Annotated in this window: 16 protein-coding genes and 1 tRNA gene; 11 read left to right on the top strand and 6 right to left on the bottom strand. The window is 53.3% G+C overall.

Annotation, left to right across the window (positions count from 1 at the left end):
* The first annotated feature begins 125 nt into the window (after positions 1-125).
* Positions 126-201, top strand: a tRNA-Trp gene (locus tag OGX91_RS04335).
* 101 nt (positions 202-302) lie between these two features.
* Here OGX91_RS04335 and hdfR read toward each other — a convergent pair.
* Positions 303-1,148, bottom strand: coding sequence for an HTH-type transcriptional regulator HdfR (hdfR, locus tag OGX91_RS04330; RefSeq protein ID WP_149691799.1), 846 nt, complete (start codon positions 1,146-1,148; stop codon positions 303-305).
* Between the two features lie 106 nt (positions 1,149-1,254).
* On the opposite strand from hdfR, the gene maoP reads away from it, so the two are divergent.
* Positions 1,255-1,593 carry a macrodomain Ori organization protein MaoP gene (gene maoP / locus OGX91_RS04325; protein ID WP_003018025.1) on the top strand — a complete coding sequence of 113 codons (339 nt, stop codon included), beginning with the start codon at positions 1,255-1,257 and terminating at the stop codon, positions 1,591-1,593.
* Between the two features lie 25 nt (positions 1,594-1,618).
* On the opposite strand, the gene OGX91_RS04320 is transcribed toward maoP, so the two are convergent.
* Positions 1,619-3,139 (bottom strand): YifB family Mg chelatase-like AAA ATPase, encoded by a 1,521-nt coding sequence (locus tag OGX91_RS04320; RefSeq protein WP_040230053.1) that lies wholly within the window; start codon positions 3,137-3,139, stop codon positions 1,619-1,621.
* Between the two features lie 352 nt (positions 3,140-3,491).
* On the opposite strand from OGX91_RS04320, the gene ilvL reads away from it, so the two are divergent.
* The 6 genes from ilvL (at position 3,492) to ilvA (ending at position 10,043) form a co-directional block, all read left to right on the top strand.
* A complete protein-coding gene (gene ilvL, locus OGX91_RS04315) occupies positions 3,492-3,590 on the top strand; it encodes an ilv operon leader peptide (RefSeq protein ID WP_065227952.1) in 99 nt (32 codons plus the stop codon).
* A gap of 139 nt (positions 3,591-3,729) precedes the next feature.
* Entirely contained in the window at positions 3,730-5,376 is a 1,647-nt protein-coding gene (gene ilvG / locus OGX91_RS04310; RefSeq protein ID WP_286625544.1) for an acetolactate synthase 2 catalytic subunit, read from the top strand.
* Entirely contained in the window at positions 5,373-5,636 is a 264-nt protein-coding gene (gene ilvM / locus OGX91_RS04305; RefSeq protein WP_040230055.1) for an acetolactate synthase 2 small subunit, read from the top strand. The genes ilvG and ilvM overlap by 4 nt, the downstream gene beginning before the upstream one ends.
* A 17-nt stretch (positions 5,637-5,653) precedes the next feature.
* The gene (locus OGX91_RS04300; RefSeq protein ID WP_003018014.1) at positions 5,654-6,583 is read left to right on the top strand and encodes a branched-chain amino acid transaminase; all 930 of its coding nucleotides are present in this window, start codon (positions 5,654-5,656) and stop codon (positions 6,581-6,583) included.
* A gap of 60 nt (positions 6,584-6,643) precedes the next feature.
* Positions 6,644-8,494: a dihydroxy-acid dehydratase gene (gene ilvD, locus OGX91_RS04295; RefSeq protein ID WP_005133366.1), complete on the top strand. Its 1,851-nt coding sequence runs from the start codon at positions 6,644-6,646 to the stop codon at positions 8,492-8,494.
* A gap of 4 nt (positions 8,495-8,498) precedes the next feature.
* Entirely contained in the window at positions 8,499-10,043 is a 1,545-nt protein-coding gene (gene ilvA / locus OGX91_RS04290; protein WP_040230057.1) for a threonine ammonia-lyase, biosynthetic, read from the top strand.
* Between the two features lie 86 nt (positions 10,044-10,129).
* Here the strand turns inward: ilvA and ilvY are convergent, their stop codons facing one another.
* On the bottom strand, positions 10,130-11,020 hold the full coding sequence (ilvY, locus tag OGX91_RS04285) for an HTH-type transcriptional activator IlvY (RefSeq protein WP_005133364.1): 891 nt from the start codon (positions 11,018-11,020) through the stop codon (positions 10,130-10,132).
* Between the two features lie 158 nt (positions 11,021-11,178).
* On the opposite strand from ilvY, the gene ilvC reads away from it, so the two are divergent.
* Positions 11,179-12,654: a ketol-acid reductoisomerase gene (gene ilvC, locus OGX91_RS04280; protein WP_005133363.1), complete on the top strand. Its 1,476-nt coding sequence runs from the start codon at positions 11,179-11,181 to the stop codon at positions 12,652-12,654.
* A 117-nt stretch (positions 12,655-12,771) separates the two neighbouring features.
* Here the strand turns inward: ilvC and ppiC are convergent, their stop codons facing one another.
* On the bottom strand, positions 12,772-13,053 hold the full coding sequence (ppiC, locus tag OGX91_RS04275; RefSeq protein ID WP_003017999.1) for a peptidylprolyl isomerase PpiC: 282 nt from the start codon (positions 13,051-13,053) through the stop codon (positions 12,772-12,774).
* Positions 13,054-13,137: 84 nt separating this feature from the next.
* Here ppiC and rep point away from each other — a divergent pair, with 84 nt between their 5' ends.
* Positions 13,138-15,159, top strand: coding sequence for a DNA helicase Rep (gene rep / locus OGX91_RS04270; protein WP_286625541.1), 2,022 nt, complete (start codon positions 13,138-13,140; stop codon positions 15,157-15,159).
* 50 nt (positions 15,160-15,209) lie between these two features.
* Here rep and gppA read toward each other — a convergent pair whose 3' ends face one another.
* Positions 15,210-16,691, bottom strand: a complete 1,482-nt coding sequence (gene gppA, locus OGX91_RS04265; RefSeq protein ID WP_040230060.1) for a guanosine-5'-triphosphate,3'-diphosphate diphosphatase — start codon at positions 16,689-16,691, stop codon at positions 15,210-15,212.
* A 136-nt stretch (positions 16,692-16,827) separates the two neighbouring features.
* Entirely contained in the window at positions 16,828-18,096 is a 1,269-nt protein-coding gene (gene rhlB, locus OGX91_RS04260) for an ATP-dependent RNA helicase RhlB (protein WP_003829013.1), read from the bottom strand.
* 238 nt (positions 18,097-18,334) lie between these two features.
* On the opposite strand from rhlB, the gene trxA reads away from it, so the two are divergent.
* Positions 18,335-18,664, top strand: coding sequence for a thioredoxin TrxA (trxA, locus tag OGX91_RS04255; RefSeq protein ID WP_001280776.1), 330 nt, complete (start codon positions 18,335-18,337; stop codon positions 18,662-18,664).
* Positions 18,665-18,679 lie beyond the last annotated feature (15 nt).

The raw sequence follows: 18,679 nt of genomic DNA, 5'->3' as shown, positions 1-18,679 counted from the left end.
CGGTAGTTCAGTTGGTTAGAATACCTGCCTGTCACGCAGGGGGTCGCGGGTTCGAGTCCCGTCCGTTCCGCCACTTATTAGAGAATTAAGCCTGCTACTAAGCAGGCTTAATGATAAGAAAATTTAGGGGCGTAGCTCAGTTGGTAGAGCACCGGTCTCCAAAACCGGGTGTCGCGAGTTCGAGTCTCTCCGCCCCTGCCAGAAACAATCCTTAGCATCCTTGCTAAGGATTTTTTTTACCTGAACATTATGTTCGAGATCTTCCAGTTCATTTTTTCCCGGCATCCTTGCCAGCGTTTTCATTAATCTTCCAAAATATTTGTTTTCAGCAGATCGCGAATAAGTGCATGTTTGTCGCTATTTTGCAGCCAAACCGCATATAACGGACGTGAAAGAGTCGCACTGTCAGTAACTGTATGAAGATCGCTTTTGGTTCTGGCCCAACTGACGGGAAGCCAACTAAACCCTTTAATTACAGAAAGTTGCTGTCTTGCCAGTTCTGCAGAACTGGTGGTAAGTACCGGCACTTCATCTCCAGCAATCAATCCCGCTTCGTGCTGCTGAAAATCCGGTCCCCATTCCAGGCGTAGGTAATTCAGTTCATCTTTGGTTTGCGAAGGGGTACTGCAATAAAGCGCCAGCGTGAAATATCCCAACAGTTGGCTGCTAAATTCGTCCATTTTTGGGGTTTCGGTCGTAATTAACAGATCCAGCTGTCGTTCATGGAGCTGCTTTACTAGCGACTGGCGTTGAGCGATTCGCGCTTCAAACTGCAGGCTGGATTGTGGCTCCTGAGATTGGTATAAACGCCGCAACCAGTCATTGAGCATGCATTCCCAAAGGGATGCACTGGCACCGATCGAAAATTCGTTGTGCCGTGAGGTATTTGCGACCTCCTTACGTGCTGCTTGCCATGTATTCATCAGCGTTTCTGCGTAAGGCAATAATTTTTCACCTGCAGCGGTCAAACGAATATTGTTTCTGTGTCGGGTGAACAGGTTCACACCCAGTTGATTTTCCAGTTGTCTGATCCGAAAACTCACCGCCGACTGGGTCAAGTAGAGCGCTTCAGCTGCCCGACCAAAGTGGCGTGTCCGGCTAACTTCCAGGAAAGTTTTTAACAATTCCGTATCCACAACGCGCTCCATAAAATTATTTGTCGTGATGATTTAAATCTTTTGTTTGACGCTCTGTCAAGCGTAACTAATACTCCGCGCCATAAATAGCTCGGCCAAAGAATTAGGAGCGTGCAGGATGGCGGAAAGCTTTACGACGACTAATCGATATTTCGACAATAAATATTACCCCCGCGGATTCTCCCGTCATGGTGATTTCACCATTAAAGAGGCACAACTGCTTGAGCGTCATGGCTATGCCTTCAACGAGCTGGATCTGGGTAAACGTGAGCCAGTAACTGAAGAAGAAAAATTGTTTGTTGCGGTATGCCGCGGTGAACGCGAACCGGTTACTGAAGCTGAGCGTGTGTGGTCCAAGTACATGACGCGGATTAAGCGTCCGAAACGTTTCCATACTCTGTCTGGCGGGAAACCTCAGGTAGAAGGTGCAGAAGATTACACCGAATCTGATGATTAATAAAAAAAGGGCGTAAGCCCTTTTTTTATGCCTGTAATTTCTGCAGGTGAATTAATAACCTGTCTATCGCCCGATAAGCAACGGCCTCCTGCAAGTGCTGGCGGGTGATATGGTCGCACTGTTCAATATCCGCAATGGTACGTGCGACTTTTATCAGGCGTAGCCAGGCGCGGATGGACAATCCAAGACGAGCTAACGTGTCCTCAAGCCAGTGCGCATCATCACTGCGAAGTATGCAAAATTTATGTATATCCTGACTGTCCAGATGCGCATTTAACTTATTTTGCCGCTGGTACTGACGTTCCCGAGCTGCCAGAACGCGTTGTTTTACCGTAGCGCTGTCTTCTCCTTTCACCGCGTTCTGGCTGAGTATGCCGGGTGGTGGCAAGGGGATTTCGAGGGAGAGATCAAAGCGGTCAAGAAAAGGTCCTGATAGTCGATTAAGATAACGCAGCGTTTGTTCTGAACTGCAGCGGTTATGGTTCCCCTGATAATGGCCCGTTGGGCTAGGATTCATAGCAGCAATCAGTTGAAAACGTGCCGGGTAGGTTATTTTAGCCCGCGTGCGGGACAAATGGATCTGCCCGGACTCAATAGGCTCACGTAGTGCATCCAGCGTGCGTCGCTCAAACTCAGGTAATTCATCCAGAAATAATATACCGTTATGTGCCAGGGAGATCTCTCCCGGTGCGGGAATAGAACCACCCCCCACCATTGCGGTTAATGAAGCACTGTGATGCGGAGAACGAAAAGGGCGTTGCTTCCACTGTTTTTGTATCGTATCGGAATTGACCAGACTGAGGATCGCTGCACTTTCCAGCGCCTCATCGTTGCTAAGTGGAGGAAGCAGTCCTCTGAGGCGGCTGGCCAGCATGGTCTTGCCCGTACCAGGCGGGCCGATAAACAGGAGGTTGTGACCACCAGCGGCGGTAATCTCCAGCCCTCGTTTACCCTGTTCCTGACCGATAACATCACTGAGATCCTCTGGTGAAGGTTCGGCGGTAAAGTCTGCAGATTGCGGTTTGTCTAAATCATGCTTTCCTTCCAGGAATGCGCATACCGCCTGCAGGTGATCGGCAATCAGGCATCCTTCGCCGTGTAGTAGACCAACCTCTGCGGCATTCTCTTTAGCGACAATGATTCGCCGGCCTGCACGAATCGCTTCGGTTGCGCTTGATATAGCGCCTGGAACGCCGCGTAAAGCGCCTGTAAGCGCTAATTCGCCTACCAGCTCATAGGTATCGAGATTATGGGGTGTAAGCTGCTCAGAAGCGACCAGAAGCGCAACAGCGATAGGTAAATCATATCGACCCCCTTCTTTGGGGAGGTCAGCCGGAGCCAGGTTGATGGTTATCTTCCTGGCCGGGAATTCATACCCGCTATTAATAATTGCACTGCGTACCCGATCGCGCGCCTCTTTCACCGTCGTTTCAGGTAACCCCACCATGGTTAAACCAGGCAGACCATTGCTGATATGTACCTCGATGGTAATGGCTGGCGCATTCACGCCGAGTGCGGCGCGTGTGTGAACAATCGATAGTGACATAACCCCTCCTGAAGGGAACATTATGTCGCAATAGATACTGGCAGGATTCTGCATAATTGATGTTTTTAGATGCTTATTCCTGTGTTTTTGTGTAATCAGGAATTACTTGCTCCATGTCTGGAATCACGCTCGCAAATGTGTATGAGTGTGTCGAGGAAAGGGATCGCAGGTTGTGCTGATGCGCTGAAACGTGAAATATTTTCATTTTATATTTTTTGTATAAAAAACAACGGTATTTATCTAAACCGTTAACGGCGTCAGAAAAATGAAAACAAAAATATCTTGTGCTATTCGCAAATTCTATGGTAACTCTTTAGGCATTCCTTCGAACAAGATGCAAGAAAATACAAAAATGACAGCCCTTCTACGAGTGATTAGCCTGGTCGTGATTAGCTTGGTGGTGATTATTATCCCACCGTGCGGGGCTGCACTTGGACGAGGAAAGGCTTAGAAAACAAGCCTTAACGAACTAAGACCCCCGCACCGAAAGGTTCGGGGGTTTTTTTTGACCTTAAAAACAGACACGAGGAGCAGAAAGTGAACGGTAGCATAAAATTCTGTTTCTCAAGATTTACGGCGGGGATGTAACTATGAATGGGGCTCAGTGGGTGGTACATGCGTTGCGTGCACAAGGGGTTAAAACCGTTTTCGGTTATCCTGGTGGCGCAATTATGCCGGTTTACGATGCGTTGTATGACGGCGGCGTAGAACACCTGTTGTGCCGTCATGAGCAGGGGGCGGCGATGGCGGCTATTGGCTATGCCCGTTCTACAGGTAAAACCGGTGTATGTATTGCCACTTCCGGTCCGGGTGCTACCAACCTGATTACGGGTCTTGCTGATGCGCTGTTAGATTCCGTTCCTGTTGTGGCCATCACCGGCCAGGTTGCTGCACCATTCATCGGAACCGATGCGTTTCAGGAAGTAGACGTGCTTGGTATGTCGCTGTCCTGCACCAAACATAGCTTCCTGGTCCAGTCACTGGAGGAGTTGCCGCGCATTATGGCGGAAGCCTTCGCCGTGGCGAATTCTGGTCGTCCTGGTCCGGTTCTGGTGGATATCCCGAAAGATATCCAGTTAGCCAGCGGTACGCTGGAGCCGTATTTCACGACCGTAGAAGATGCGGCCGCATTCCCTCATGCTGACGTTGAGCAGGCGCGTAACATGCTGGCGCAGGCGCAAAAACCCATCCTGTACGTAGGTGGCGGCGTCGGTATGGCGCAGGCGGTTCCTGCCCTGCGTGAATTTATCGCGCTGACCCAATTACCAGTCGCTTGTACGCTGAAAGGTCTGGGCGCAGTTGACGCTGATTATCCGTATTATCTGGGAATGCTGGGGATGCACGGAACCAAGGCCGCGAATTTTGCGGTGCAGGAATGCGACTTACTGATCGCTGTCGGGGCGCGTTTTGATGACCGGGTAACTGGCAAGCTGAACACCTTCGCTCCGAACGCCAGCGTGATCCACATGGATATCGATCCGGCTGAGATGAACAAACTGCGTCAGGCGCACGTAGCGTTGCCGGGCGATTTGAATACGCTGTTACCGGCATTACAACAACCTCTGAACGTTGACGCCTGGCGTCAGCACAGTGCAGAACTGCGAGCAGAACATACCTGGCGCTACGATCATCCGGGTGAGGCCATCTATGCACCGTTGTTGTTAAAACAACTGTCGGACCGTAAACCAGCCGATAGCGTTGTTACGACGGATGTTGGCCAGCATCAGATGTGGTCTGCACAGCATATGACCTATACCCGCCCGGAAAATTTCATTACCTCGAGCGGCCTGGGTACGATGGGCTTTGGTTTACCTGCCGCGGTTGGCGTACAGGTTGCTCGCCCGAACGATACGGTAATCTGTATCTCCGGTGACGGTTCCTTCATGATGAATGTACAGGAACTCGGCACCGTAAAACGCAAGCAGTTGCCGCTGAAGATAGTTTTACTCGACAACCAGCGGTTAGGCATGGTGCGACAATGGCAGCAGCTGTTTTTCCAGGAACGTTATAGCGAAACCACCCTTACCGATAACCCCGATTTCCTCATGTTGGCCAGCGCCTTCGGCATACCTGGTCAGCACATCACCCGTAAAGACCAGGTTGAAGCGGCACTCGACACCATGCTGAACAGCGAGGGGCCATATCTGCTTCATGTCTCAATCGACGAACTTGAGAATGTCTGGCCTCTGGTGCCGCCTGGCGCCAGCAACTCAGAAATGCTGGAGAAATTATCATGATGCAACATCAGGTCGCCGTTGAGGCTCGTTTCAATCCGGAAACGTTAGAACGTGTTTTACGCGTGGTACGACATCGTGGTTTTCAGGTGTGCTCCATGAATATGGAAGCCGCCAGCGATGCGCAGAATATAAATATCGAATTGACCGTTGCCAGCCTCCGGTCGGTCGACTTACTGTTTAGTCAGTTAAGTAAACTGGTAGACGTTGCACATGTTGCCATCTGCCAGAGTACAACCACATCACAACAAATCCGCGCCTGAGCGCAAAAGGAAGAAAAATGACGACGAAAAAAGCTGATTACATTTGGTCTAATGGCGAGATGATTCGTTGGGAAGACGCGAAGGTTCACGTGATGTCCCACGCACTGCATTACGGTACTTCCGTATTTGAAGGTATCCGTTGCTACGATTCTCACAAAGGCCCGGTGGTGTTCCGTCATCGCGAACATATGCAGCGTCTGCGTGATTCAGCCAAGATCTATCGTTTTCCGGTCTCTCAGAGCGTTGATGAGCTGATGGAAGCTTGCCGCGAGGTGATTCGTAAAAACAACCTGACCAGCGCCTATATCCGTCCGCTGGTGTTTGTTGGCGATGTGGGGATGGGCGTTAACCCGCCGGCGGGTTACACCACAGACGTGATTATCGCCGCGTTCCCGTGGGGGGCTTACCTTGGTGCTGAAGCGCTGGAACAGGGGATCGATGCGATGGTTTCTTCCTGGAACCGCGTTGCGCCAAACACTATCCCTACTGCGGCTAAAGCGGGTGGTAACTATCTGTCTTCGCTGCTGGTGGGTAGCGAAGCGCGTCGTCATGGTTATCAGGAAGGTATTGCGCTGGATGTGAATGGTTACATCTCCGAAGGCGCGGGCGAAAACCTGTTTGAAGTTAAAGACGGCATTCTGTTTACCCCACCATTTACCTCTTCCGCGCTGCCAGGTATCACCCGTGACGCGATCATTAAGTTGGCGAAAGATCTCGATATCGAAGTGCGTGAGCAGGTGCTGTCCCGTGAATCGCTGTACCTGGCCGATGAAGTGTTCATGTCCGGCACCGCGGCGGAAATCACACCAGTACGCAGCGTCGATGGTATCCAGGTGGGCGAAGGCCGCTGCGGTCCGGTCACCAAACGCATCCAGCAGGCCTTCTTTGGCCTCTTCACCGGTGAAACAGAAGATAAATACGGTTGGTTGGATCAGGTTAACCAATAAACATAAATTTGGGGCGGCACGCACCGTCCCAATGATTAGACAGACGGGAGTATATACAGCATGCCTAAGTATCGTTCTGCCACCACCACCCATGGCCGTAATATGGCGGGTGCCCGCGCATTGTGGCGCGCCACCGGGATGACCGATGACGACTTCGGTAAACCGATTATCGCTGTGGTGAACTCTTTTACCCAGTTTGTGCCGGGCCATGTCCACCTGCGCGATCTCGGTAAGCTGGTTGCCGAACAAATCGAAGCCTCAGGCGGTGTGGCGAAAGAGTTCAACACCATTGCTGTGGATGATGGTATCGCCATGGGCCACGGGGGCATGCTGTATTCACTGCCGTCGCGCGAGCTGATCGCTGACTCTGTTGAGTACATGGTTAACGCCCACTGCGCCGATGCGATGGTCTGTATCTCTAACTGCGACAAAATCACCCCGGGGATGTTAATGGCCTCCCTGCGCCTGAACATTCCGGTGATCTTTGTTTCCGGCGGCCCGATGGAGGCCGGGAAAACCAAGCTCTCTGACCAAATTATCAAGCTCGATCTGGTTGATGCGATGATTCAGGGCGCCGATCCGAAAGTTTCCGACTCGCAGAGCGAGCAGGTTGAACGTTCTGCTTGCCCAACCTGCGGCTCATGCTCAGGGATGTTCACCGCGAACTCGATGAACTGTCTGACCGAAGCGCTTGGGTTGTCGCAGCCGGGTAATGGTTCTCTGCTGGCGACTCACGCTGATCGTAAAACGCTGTTCCTTAATGCGGGTAAACGCATCGTTGAGCTGACTAAACGCTACTATGAGCAGGATGATGCTTCTGCGCTGCCGCGCAACATTGCCAGCAAGGCGGCGTTTGAAAACGCCATGACCCTGGATATCGCCATGGGCGGCTCCACCAACACCGTTCTGCACCTGCTGGCGGCGGCGCAGGAAGCGGAAATTGACTTCACCATGAGTGATATCGATAAGCTGTCCCGCAAGGTTCCGCAGCTGTGTAAAGTGGCGCCAAGTACCCAGAAATACCATATGGAAGATGTACACCGCGCAGGCGGCGTGCTGGGGATTCTCGGCGAGCTGGACAGAGCTGGCCTGCTGAACCGCGACGCGAAAAACGTCCTCGGCCTCTCCCTGGCACAGACGCTGGAGCAGTACGACATCACCCTTACCCAGGACGAAGCGGTCAAGAAAATGTTCCGCGCTGGCCCGGCGGGCATCCGTACCACTCAGGCGTTCTCGCAGGACTGCCGCTGGGACACGCTGGATGACGATCGCGCCGAAGGCTGTATCCGTTCGCTGGAACACGCCTACAGCAAAGATGGCGGCTTAGCCGTGCTGTACGGTAACTTCGCGGAAAACGGCTGTATCGTGAAAACTGCGGGCGTGGATGACAGTATCCTGAAATTCACCGGCCCGGCAAAAGTGTATGAAAGTCAGGACGATGCGGTTGAGGCTATTCTTGGCGGCAAAGTGGTTGCCGGCGACGTGGTGGTGATTCGCTACGAAGGGCCGAAAGGCGGACCTGGGATGCAGGAAATGCTTTACCCAACCACCTTCCTGAAATCAATGGGTCTTGGCAAGGCCTGTGCGCTGATAACAGATGGCCGTTTCTCTGGCGGTACTTCGGGCCTCTCTATCGGCCACGTTTCACCGGAAGCGGCCAGCGGCGGTAATATCGCGATTATTGAAGATGGCGACATGATTGCTATCGATATCCCGAATCGTGGTATTCAACTGCAGTTGAGCGATGCGGAAATTGCTGCGCGTCGTGAAGCGCAGGAGGCTCGCGGTGACAAAGCCTGGACACCAAAAGATCGTCAGCGTCAGGTCTCCTTTGCCCTGCGCGCCTATGCCAGCCTGGCAACCAGCGCCGACAAAGGTGCGGTGCGCGATAAATCGAAACTGGGGGGTTAAGACGATGGCGGATTCACAACCCCTGTCCGGCACGCCGGAAGGTGCTGAATATCTCAGAGCGGTACTGCGTGCGCCGGTGTACGAAGCAGCGCAGGTCACGCCGCTACAAAAAATGGACAAGCTCTCTTCGCGCCTCGATAACGTAATTCTGGTGAAACGCGAAGACCGTCAACCCGTGCACAGCTTCAAGCTGCGCGGAGCCTATGCCATGATGGCGGGACTGACTGAAGCGCAGAAAGCGCATGGTGTGATCACTGCATCAGCAGGAAACCATGCCCAGGGCGTCGCTTTTTCCTCTGCGCGTTTAGGCGTGAAGGCGCTGATTGTCATGCCGACAGCTACCGCTGATATCAAAGTCGATGCCGTGCGCGGTTTCGGTGGCGAAGTATTGCTGCACGGGGCGAACTTTGATGAAGCCAAAGCCAAAGCAATTGAGCTGTCGCAACAGCAAGGCTTTACCTGGGTCCCGCCATTCGATCACCCGATGGTGATTGCCGGGCAAGGTACGCTGGCGCTGGAGTTACTGCAGCAGGATGCCCATCTTGACCGTGTTTTTGTACCGGTCGGTGGCGGTGGTCTGGCCGCCGGTGTCGCAGTGCTGATCAAACAGCTAATGCCACAAATCAAAGTGATTGCCGTTGAAGCTGAGGATTCTGCCTGCCTGAAAGCGGCGCTGGATGCCGGCCAACCGGTCGATCTTCCGCGCGTTGGCCTCTTTGCTGAAGGTGTGGCGGTGAAGCGTATCGGCGACGAAACTTTCCGTCTGTGCCAGGAATACCTCGACGACATCATTACCGTTGATAGCGATGCTATCTGTGCGGCGATGAAAGACCTGTTCGAAGACGTGCGTGCGGTGGCGGAACCTTCCGGGGCGCTGGCGCTGGCGGGGATGAAAAAGTACATCGCCCAGCACAATATTCGCGGTGAACGACTGGCACATGTGCTGTCCGGTGCGAACGTTAACTTCCATGGCCTGCGCTACGTGTCTGAACGCTGTGAATTGGGGGAACAGCGCGAAGCGCTGCTGGCGGTGACCATCCCGGAAGAGAAGGGCAGTTTCCTGAAATTCTGTCAGTTGCTGGGTGGGCGTTCAGTGACCGAGTTTAACTACCGCTTTGCCGATGCCAAAGATGCCTGCATTTTTGTCGGCGTACGCCTGAGTCGTGGTCTGGAAGAACGTAAAGAAATCCTCCAGTTGCTTAGCGACGGCGGCTACAGCGTCGTGGATCTGTCCGACGACGAAATGGCGAAGCTGCACGTGCGCTATATGGTTGGCGGCCGTCCGTCGAAACCCTTGCAGGAACGGCTGTTCAGCTTCGAATTCCCGGAATCGCCGGGGGCGCTGCTGAAGTTTCTGCATACACTGGGGACGCACTGGAATATTTCATTGTTCCACTATCGCAGTCATGGAACTGACTACGGCCGTGTACTGGCGGCGTTTGAGTTGGGTGAGCACGAACCTGATTTCGAAACGCGGCTGAACGAACTGGGCTATGACTGTCACGATGAAACACATAACCCGGCGTTTCGTTTTTTTCTCGCGGGGTGATGTTTGGGAAGCCTGATGGCACTGCGCCTATCAGGCCTACGCCCTGACTATCTGCCGGATAAGGCGCTTGCGCCGCCATTCGGCGGCTAGTGATTCGGCAATATCTTCCAGAAAGCATCAATAAGCGGCTCATGCAGCCGCTTTTTTTGTGCGCATACGCCCAGCTCGAACGGTGTTTTTTCGTCGCTACGTTCCAGAATCATCACGCGGTTACGTACCGGCTCCGGGCTGTTTTCCAGCACCACTTCTGGCAACAATGCTACGCCGCAGCCCAGTGCGACCATGGATACCATCGCCTCGTGACCGCCCACCGTGGCGTAAATCGACGGATTGCTGATTTTATTGCGCCGGAACCATAGCTCAATACGGCGGCGAACTGGCCCCTGGTCAGCCATGATAAAGGGTACCGTTGACCAGTCAGGGGCTTCTACAGAAATCTGATTGCGTACCGGGCAAGGCAGTGCTGGCGCTATCAATACCACAGCCAGATTCTCCAGCATGGAAAAGGCCACCGCGCCAGGCAGCGTTTCCGGCTTCCCGGCAATCGCCAGGTCGGCCTCGCCAGTGACTACTTTATCCATCGCATCGGCGGCATCACCGGTAGTGAGTTTGATTTCCACCGACGGGTGTTCGGCGCGGAAGCGGTCAAGGATCGGTGGTAAATGGCTGTAGGCGGCAGTCACTGAGCAGAAGATATGCAGTTCACCGGACAACGACGGTCCTTGCTGATCAATAGTATGGCGTAATTGCTGATACTGCAGCAGCGTCTGTTGGGCAAACACGCGCAGCTCCTCACCCGCTTCGGTGAGCGTGACCGTACGGTTATCGCGAACAAACAGCGGCTGGCCGAGGTCTTCTTCGAGACGCTGAATTTGCCGGGAAAGCGTGGACGGGCTGACGTGCATCGCCCGTGCGCTGCGGCCAAAATGGCGGCTTTCCGCCAGATGCAGGAACATTTTCAGATCGCGTAAATCCACAGACGAGCCTCCGGGTTTCTACGTTGCATAAATTGCAATGTGACGTTGTGAATATATCAATTTCCGCAATAAATTTCCTGTTGTAATGTGAGTCTAATCCCGCTGAAACGCGAACCGAATAATAAGCACCACAACACAACATCACGGAGTACACCACCATGGCTAACTACTTTAATACACTGAACCTGCGCCAGCAGCTGGCACAGCTGGGCAAATGTCGCTTTATGGGTCGCGACGAATTCGCCGATGGCGCAAGCTACCTTCAGGGTAAAAAAGTGGTCATCGTCGGCTGTGGCGCGCAGGGTCTGAACCAGGGCCTGAACATGCGTGACTCCGGTCTGGATATCTCTTATGCCCTGCGTAAAGAAGCGATCGCTGAGAAGCGTGCTTCCTGGCGCAAAGCGACCGAAAACGGCTTCAAAGTCGGTACCTATGAAGAGCTGATCCCGCAGGCTGACCTGGTGGTTAACCTGACGCCAGACAAACAGCACTCTGACGTGGTGCGTTCCGTACAGCCGCTGATGAAAGACGGCGCGGCGCTGGGCTATTCCCACGGCTTCAACATCGTCGAAGTGGGCGAGCAGATCCGTAAAGACATTACTGTAGTGATGGTGGCGCCGAAGTGTCCGGGCACCGAAGTGCGTGAAGAGTACAAACGTGGTTTCGGTGTTCCAACCCTGATCGCGGTGCACCCGGAAAACGATCCAAAAGGCGAAGGCATGGCCATCGCTAAAGCCTGGGCTGCGGCAACTGGCGGTCACCGCGCTGGCGTACTGGAATCCTCCTTCGTGGCAGAAGTGAAATCTGATCTGATGGGCGAGCAGACTATCCTGTGCGGTATGCTGCAGGCGGGCTCTCTGCTGTGCTTCGACAAGCTGGTGGAAGAAGGTACCGACCCGGCTTATGCAGAAAAACTGATTCAGTTCGGTTGGGAAACTATCACCGAAGCGCTGAAGCAGGGCGGCATCACCCTGATGATGGACCGTCTGTCTAACCCGGCGAAACTGCGCGCTTATGCGCTGTCCGAACAGCTGAAAGAGATTATGGCGCCGCTGTTCCAGAAGCACATGGACGATATCATCTCCGGTGAATTCTCTTCTGGCATGATGGCTGACTGGGCCAACGACGATAAGAAACTGCTGACCTGGCGTGAAGAGACCGGTAAAACCGCGTTCGAAACCGCCCCGCAGTTTGAAGGCAAAATCGGCGAACAGGAGTACTTCGATAAAGGCGTTCTGATGATTGCGATGGTGAAAGCGGGCGTTGAGCTGGCGTTCGAAACCATGGTTGATTCCGGCATCATCGAAGAGTCTGCTTACTACGAATCATTGCACGAGCTGCCGCTGATTGCGAACACCATCGCCCGTAAGCGTCTGTACGAAATGAACGTGGTTATCTCCGATACCGCAGAATACGGTAACTACCTGTTCTCTTACGCATGCGTACCGCTGCTGAAAGAGTTTATGACTACCCTGCAGACCGGCGATCTGGGCAAAGCGATTGCCGAAGGTGCGGTAGATAATGCTCAACTGCGCGACGTGAACGAAGCTATTCGCGGCCACGCTATCGAGCAGGTTGGTAAGAAACTGCGTGGTTATATGACGGATATGAAACGTATTGCAGTTGCTGGCTAAATAGGATGTCGAGTGGCGCTTGCGCTTACCCGACCTACGCACAGCAGATGTAGGCCGGATAAGGCGTAGCCGCCATCCGGAAAAAAAGCCCGGCGCCTGAACGCACCGGGCTTTTTATTAGTTACGGTACAGCACTTTAATGATGTGGTAACCGAACTGTGTGTGCAGCGGGCCAGTTGGCTCCAGCACCGGGCAAGAGAAGACGACTTTATCGAACGCCGGAACCATCTGGCCCTGGCGGAACTCGCCTAAATCACCGCCGCGTTTGCCTGATGGGCAGATGGAATGCTTTTTCGCCAGCTTACCGAAGTCGGCGCCGTTTTTAATCTGTTCCAGAAGATCCAGTGCCAGTTTCTCTTCTTTAACAAGGATATGCACTGCTGCTGCTGTTTTTGCCATGATCGTGCCTTGAGTGGGGTGGTTAAGGCTGGCTATACTACCACGCTGTTATTCTCCCCTCCCGACTTTCATGAGTGACCCTTTATGCGTTTGAACCCCGGACAACAACAAGCCGTCGAATTCGTCACCGGACCTTGCCTGGTGTTGGCGGGCGCGGGTTCCGGTAAGACGCGAGTTATCACTAACAAAATCGCCCATCTGATCCGTGAATGTGGCTATCAGGCACGCCATATTGCGGCTGTGACCTTTACCAATAAGGCCGCGCGCGAGATGAAAGAGCGCGTGGCGCAAACGCTGGGTCGTAAAGAGGCGCGTGGATTGATGATCTCCACCTTCCACACTCTGGGGCTGGACGTCATCAAGCGCGAATATGCGGCGCTGGGGATGAAGTCGAATTTCTCGCTGTTTGACGATACCGACCAGGTGGCTCTGCTTAAAGAGCTGACCGAAGGGTTAATTGAGGACGATAAACTTATCCTTCAACAGCTGATCTCGACGATCTCCAACTGGAAAAACGATCTGATGACCCCGGCACAGGCGGCGGCCAGCGCGAAAGGCGAGCGCGATCGTATTTTTGCTCACTGCTATGGTCTGTACGACGCGCATATGAAGGCGTGTAACGTTCTCGACTTTGACGATCTGATCCTGCTCCCCACGCTGCTGTTGCAGCGCAATGAAGAGGTACGTGAGCGCTGGCAAAACAAGATTCGCTACCTGCTGGTGGATGAATATCAGGATACCAACACCAGCCAGTACGAGTTGGTGAAGTTATTGGTGGGCAGCCGTGCACGCTTCACCGTTGTGGGTGATGACGATCAGTCGATTTACTCGTGGCGTGGTGCGCGTCCGCAAAACCTGGTGCTGTTGAGCAAAGATTTTCCGGCGCTGCAGGTGGTTAAGCTGGAGCAGAACTATCGTTCTTCCGGACGTATCCTGAAGGCCGCAAATATTCTCATTGCTAACAATCCGCACGTATTTGAAAAGCGGTTGTTCTCTGAGCTGGGCTACGGACCTGAGTTGAAAGTACTGAGCGCCAACAACGAAGAGCATGAAGCGGAACGTGTGACCGGGGAGTTGATTGCTCATCACTTTGTGAATAAGACGCAGTATAAGGACTATGCGATCCTGTATCGCGGCAACCACCAGTCACGGGTGTTCGAAAAATTCCTGATGCAGAACCGCATCCCGTACAAAATTTCCGGGGGGACATCGTTTTTCTCGCGTCCGGAAATCAAAGATCTGCTGGCCTACCTGCGTGTGCTGAGCAACCCGGATGACGACAGCGCGTTTCTGCGTATTGTTAATACACCGAAGCGTGAGATCGGTCCGGCGACCCTGCAAAAGTTGGGTGAGTGGGCCATGACGCGGAATAAAAGCCTGTTTACCGCCAGTTTTGATATGGGGCTTAGCCAGACGCTGACCGGCCGCGGTTATGATTCTCTAACCCGCTTTACGCACTGGCTGGGGGAAATCCAACGCCTGGCGGAGCGTGAGCCGGTTGCCGCCGTACGCGATTTGATCCACGGCATTGATTACGAATCCTGGCTGTATGAAACCTCGCCGAGCCCGAAAGCGGCAGAGATGCGTATGAAAAACGTCAACACGTTGTTCAGTTGGATGACGGAGATGCTGGAAGGCAGTGAGCTGGAAGAGCCGATGACCCTGACTCAGGTTGTTACCCGTTTTACCCTGCGCGACATGATGGAGCGCGGAGAAAGCGAAGAAGAGCTGGACCAGGTGCAGTTGATGACGTTACATGCCTCAAAAGGGCTGGAGTTCCCGTATGTGTTTATGGTGGGAATGGAAGAGGGCTTCTTACCTCATCAGAGCAGCATTGATGAAGACAACATTGATGAAGAGCGTCGTCTGGCCTATGTCGGCATTACCCGTGCACAGAAAGAGCTTATCTTCACGTTGTGCAAGGAGCGCCGTCAGTACGGGGAGCTGGTGCGCCCGGAGCCGAGCCGCTTCCTGCTTGAACTGCCACAGGATGATGTAATCTGGGAACAGGAGCGTAAAGTGGTGAGCGCTGAGGAGCGGATGCAAAAGGGGCAGGCCAGCATTGCGAATATCCGGGCTATGATGGCGAAAGCCAAAGAGAAGTAATATTTATTTGGTAGGCCGGATAAGCGTGAGCGCCATCCGGCAGCCAGCATCTAACGCACTTCCAGCGGCCAGTGGACATAGCTTTGCCACTGGATTTCCTGATCGATCAACTCGTTACCTAATGGATGATGTTCCAGCCAGCCTTCCGGCAACGTTAGCGTCAGATTTTCATCCTGAGCTTGCAGGATGATGCGCGGTACTAAATCGTCACGACGGCGTGCGGCGAAGATGATCGCCAGACGTAGTAAACGGCAAAGGTGCTCAGCGATACGCGGCGGCACGGCGTTTTGCTGGTGCAGCGAAGAGAGATCGACTGGGTTGGTCTGATTTAATAGCAGCGTGGCTAACAGTTTTTTTTGCGCGGGGGTAAAACCCGGAAGATCGAGATTACGCACCAGCCAGGCGGCATGCAGCGGTGCCTGCTTATATTCCACGCTCAGCCCTATTTCATGCAGCTGACAGGCACTTTGCAGCAGTTCACGGCTAATGGCCTCAAGATGCCACTCATCTTTCACCTGATCGAATAAATGTACAGCCAACTGTGCGACGCGGTTCGCCTGATCGGTGTCAACCATAAACCGACGCTGAATATTACGTAGCGTACGGCTGCGAATATCCTGATCGACTGGCAGGTGCAGCATACCGTAGACCAGACCTTCACGCAGTGCGCCGCCGGCCAGGGTCATGCACTGAATGTTCAGTTCGGTGAAAATGGCGAGCAGAATGGCCAATCCGCTGGGGAAAACCAGCGCACGTTCCAGCGTTAATCCTTCTATTTCCAGCTCTTCCAGACGACCGCAGTGAATAGCGCGCTGCTTAAGCTGCTGAAGTTTGGCTAGCGTAATGCGCTCGTCCATACCCTGCGCCATCATGATTTCCTGCAACGCCTGGACGGTACCGGAGGCACCGACGCAAACTTTCCAGCCATGAAAACGCAGTTTATCGGCGACGGGGCGCAGAACTTCACGAGCCGCTTTCTCGGCTTCGTCAAAGTTTTCCTGTGCCAGATTACGATCGGTGAAGTACCGTTCGAGCCAGGTAACGCAGCCCATTGACAGACTAAACAAGGAGGTGGTTTGTGCGCCGGAGCCGGTAACCAGCTCGGTACTGGCGCCGCCAATATCAACGACCAGGCGTTGATCGGCTCCGCCGGTCGTATGGGCAACACCCTGATAAATCAGACGCGCTTCTTCTTCACCACTGATGACCTGGACAGGGCAGCCGAGGATCTCTTGCGCTTTGGCGATAAAGACATCGGCGTTTACCGCGATGCGCAATGTTGCCGTGGCGACCACGCGGATTTGCGGTTGCGGGATATCCTGCAGGCGTTCAGCAAACAGGCGCAGGCATTGCCAGCCGCGTTCCATGGCTTCAGCGGAGAGAGCGTTGTCGTTGTTCAGGCCGGCAGCCAGACGCACCTTGCGTTTGATACGCGTGAGCGTCTGGATGCTTCCCGCCACCTCGCGTACGACCAGCATATGAAAACTATTCGAGCCGAGATCAATTGCCGCATACAGCGAAGTAGAATTCATACACTTCATCCTTCAGCCTGTATCTGTGTTGGCTGCGTTCTCTCACCCGAATCACTTACTAAAGTAAGCTCATCGGGATTCGTTTTCTTGCCGCCTTGATGCAGGCTGAATGATTTTGTGTATGGCATAACTTTTCTTAACCTGAACGACGACGATTACGCGGAGCACCACCGGTGCGACGCGGGCCATTGCCAGTGCGTGGGCGCGTTAAGCGTAACGGCTTCGGCAGATCGGTCATCAGCGCATCTGGGTTGTACTTACTAACCGGAATCGAGTGGCCAATATAGGTCTCGATAGCGGGTAAATTCAGCGCGTATTCTTCACAGGCCAGGCTGATCGAGTGACCGCTCGCGCCAGCACGACCGGTACGACCGATACGGTGGACGTAATCTTCACAGTCATCCGGCAGGTCATAGTTAAATACGTGCGTTACGGCTGGGATATGCAGACCGCGCGCGGCGACATCCGTCGCAACGAGAATGTCCAGATCGCCACGAGTGAACTCATCAAGGATACGCAGACGTTTTTTCTGCGCCACGTCACCGGTAAGCAGGCCTACGCGATGACCGTCAGCGGCAAGGCTGCCCCAGATATCTTCACAACGATGCTTAGTGTTCGCAAAGACGATGGCGCGATCTGGCCACTCTTCTTCAATCAGCGTTTGCAGCAAACGCATTTTCTCTTCGTTGGAAGGATAGAAGAGTTCTTCTTTAATACGATGACCTGTCTTCTGTTCCGGTTCGACTTCAACGTACTCGGCGTTATTCATCTGTTCGAACGCCAGTTCGCGAACGCGGTAAGAGAGGGTGGCAGAAAACAGCATGTTCAGGCGTTGAGTGGTTGGCGGCATACGGCGGAACAGCCAACGAATGTCTTTAATAAAGCCGAGATCGTACATACGATCGGCTTCATCCAGTACCACGACCTGAATCGCGCCCAGGTTGATATGGTTCTGTTTTGCGTAGTCAATGAGACGACCAGTAGTGCCGATAAGAATATCGACGCCGCTTTCCAGCACTTTCAGCTGTTTGTCATAGCCATCACCGCCATAAGCCAGGCCTAATTTCAGACCGGTGGTCTGTGCCAGCGGCTCGGCATCGGCGTGGATCTGCACGGCTAACTCACGCGTTGGCGCCATAATTAACGCACGCGGTTGGTTCACCTTGCGATCGGCAATCGCGGGATGAGAGAGAAGATAATGAAACGTTGACGTCAGGAACGCCATCGTTTTTCCGGTACCGGTTTGCGCCTGCCCTGCAACATCACGACCTGCCAGCGTTAGCGGCAGCGCGAGGGCCTGAATGGGCGTGCAGTTATGAAACCCTTTATTTTCAAGGGCTTCTATCACCTTTGGGTGCAGGGCGAAGTCGGAAAACTTCTGTTCTGTTAAATGTGTTTTGCTCATAGTGTGGTAGAATATCAGCTTACTATTGCTTTACGAAAGCGTATCCGGTGAAATAAAGTCAACCTTTAGTTGGTTAATACTGTACACAATTCATTCATGATGCGTCGAGATGGCAAGTGAATGGGTCCAAAGAAGCGTATTGAGTACGTGACCAGGACGCAGCGCACAGCCAACAAAAAGGCGCTTGAAGGATGATGTGTAAACACCAACACACCAGGCTTATTCCTGTGGAGTTATTATGAGCGATAAAATTATTCACCTGACTGACGACAGTTTTGACACGGATGTACTCAAAGCGGACGGAGCTATCCTCGTTGATTTCTGGGCAGAGTGGTGCGGTCCGTGCAAAATGATCGCTCCGATTCTGGATGAAATCGCTGACGAATATCAGGGCAAATTGACGGTTGCGAAACTGAACATTGACCAAAACCCAGGCACCGCGCCGAAGTATGGTATTCGTGGTATCCCGACCCTTCTGCTGTTTAAAAACGGTGAAGTTGCGGCGACTAAAGTCGGCGCGCTGTCCAAAGGTCAGTTGAAAGAGTTCCTCGACGCTAACTTAGCGTAAGGAAGTATCATGATC

This window comes from Citrobacter sp. Cpa228 (assembly GCF_030333085.1).
Classification (GTDB): domain Bacteria; phylum Pseudomonadota; class Gammaproteobacteria; order Enterobacterales; family Enterobacteriaceae; genus Citrobacter; species Citrobacter pasteurii.
Note: the sequence above shows the minus strand (reverse complement) of the source record. Positions and strands in the feature narration are given on the sequence as shown.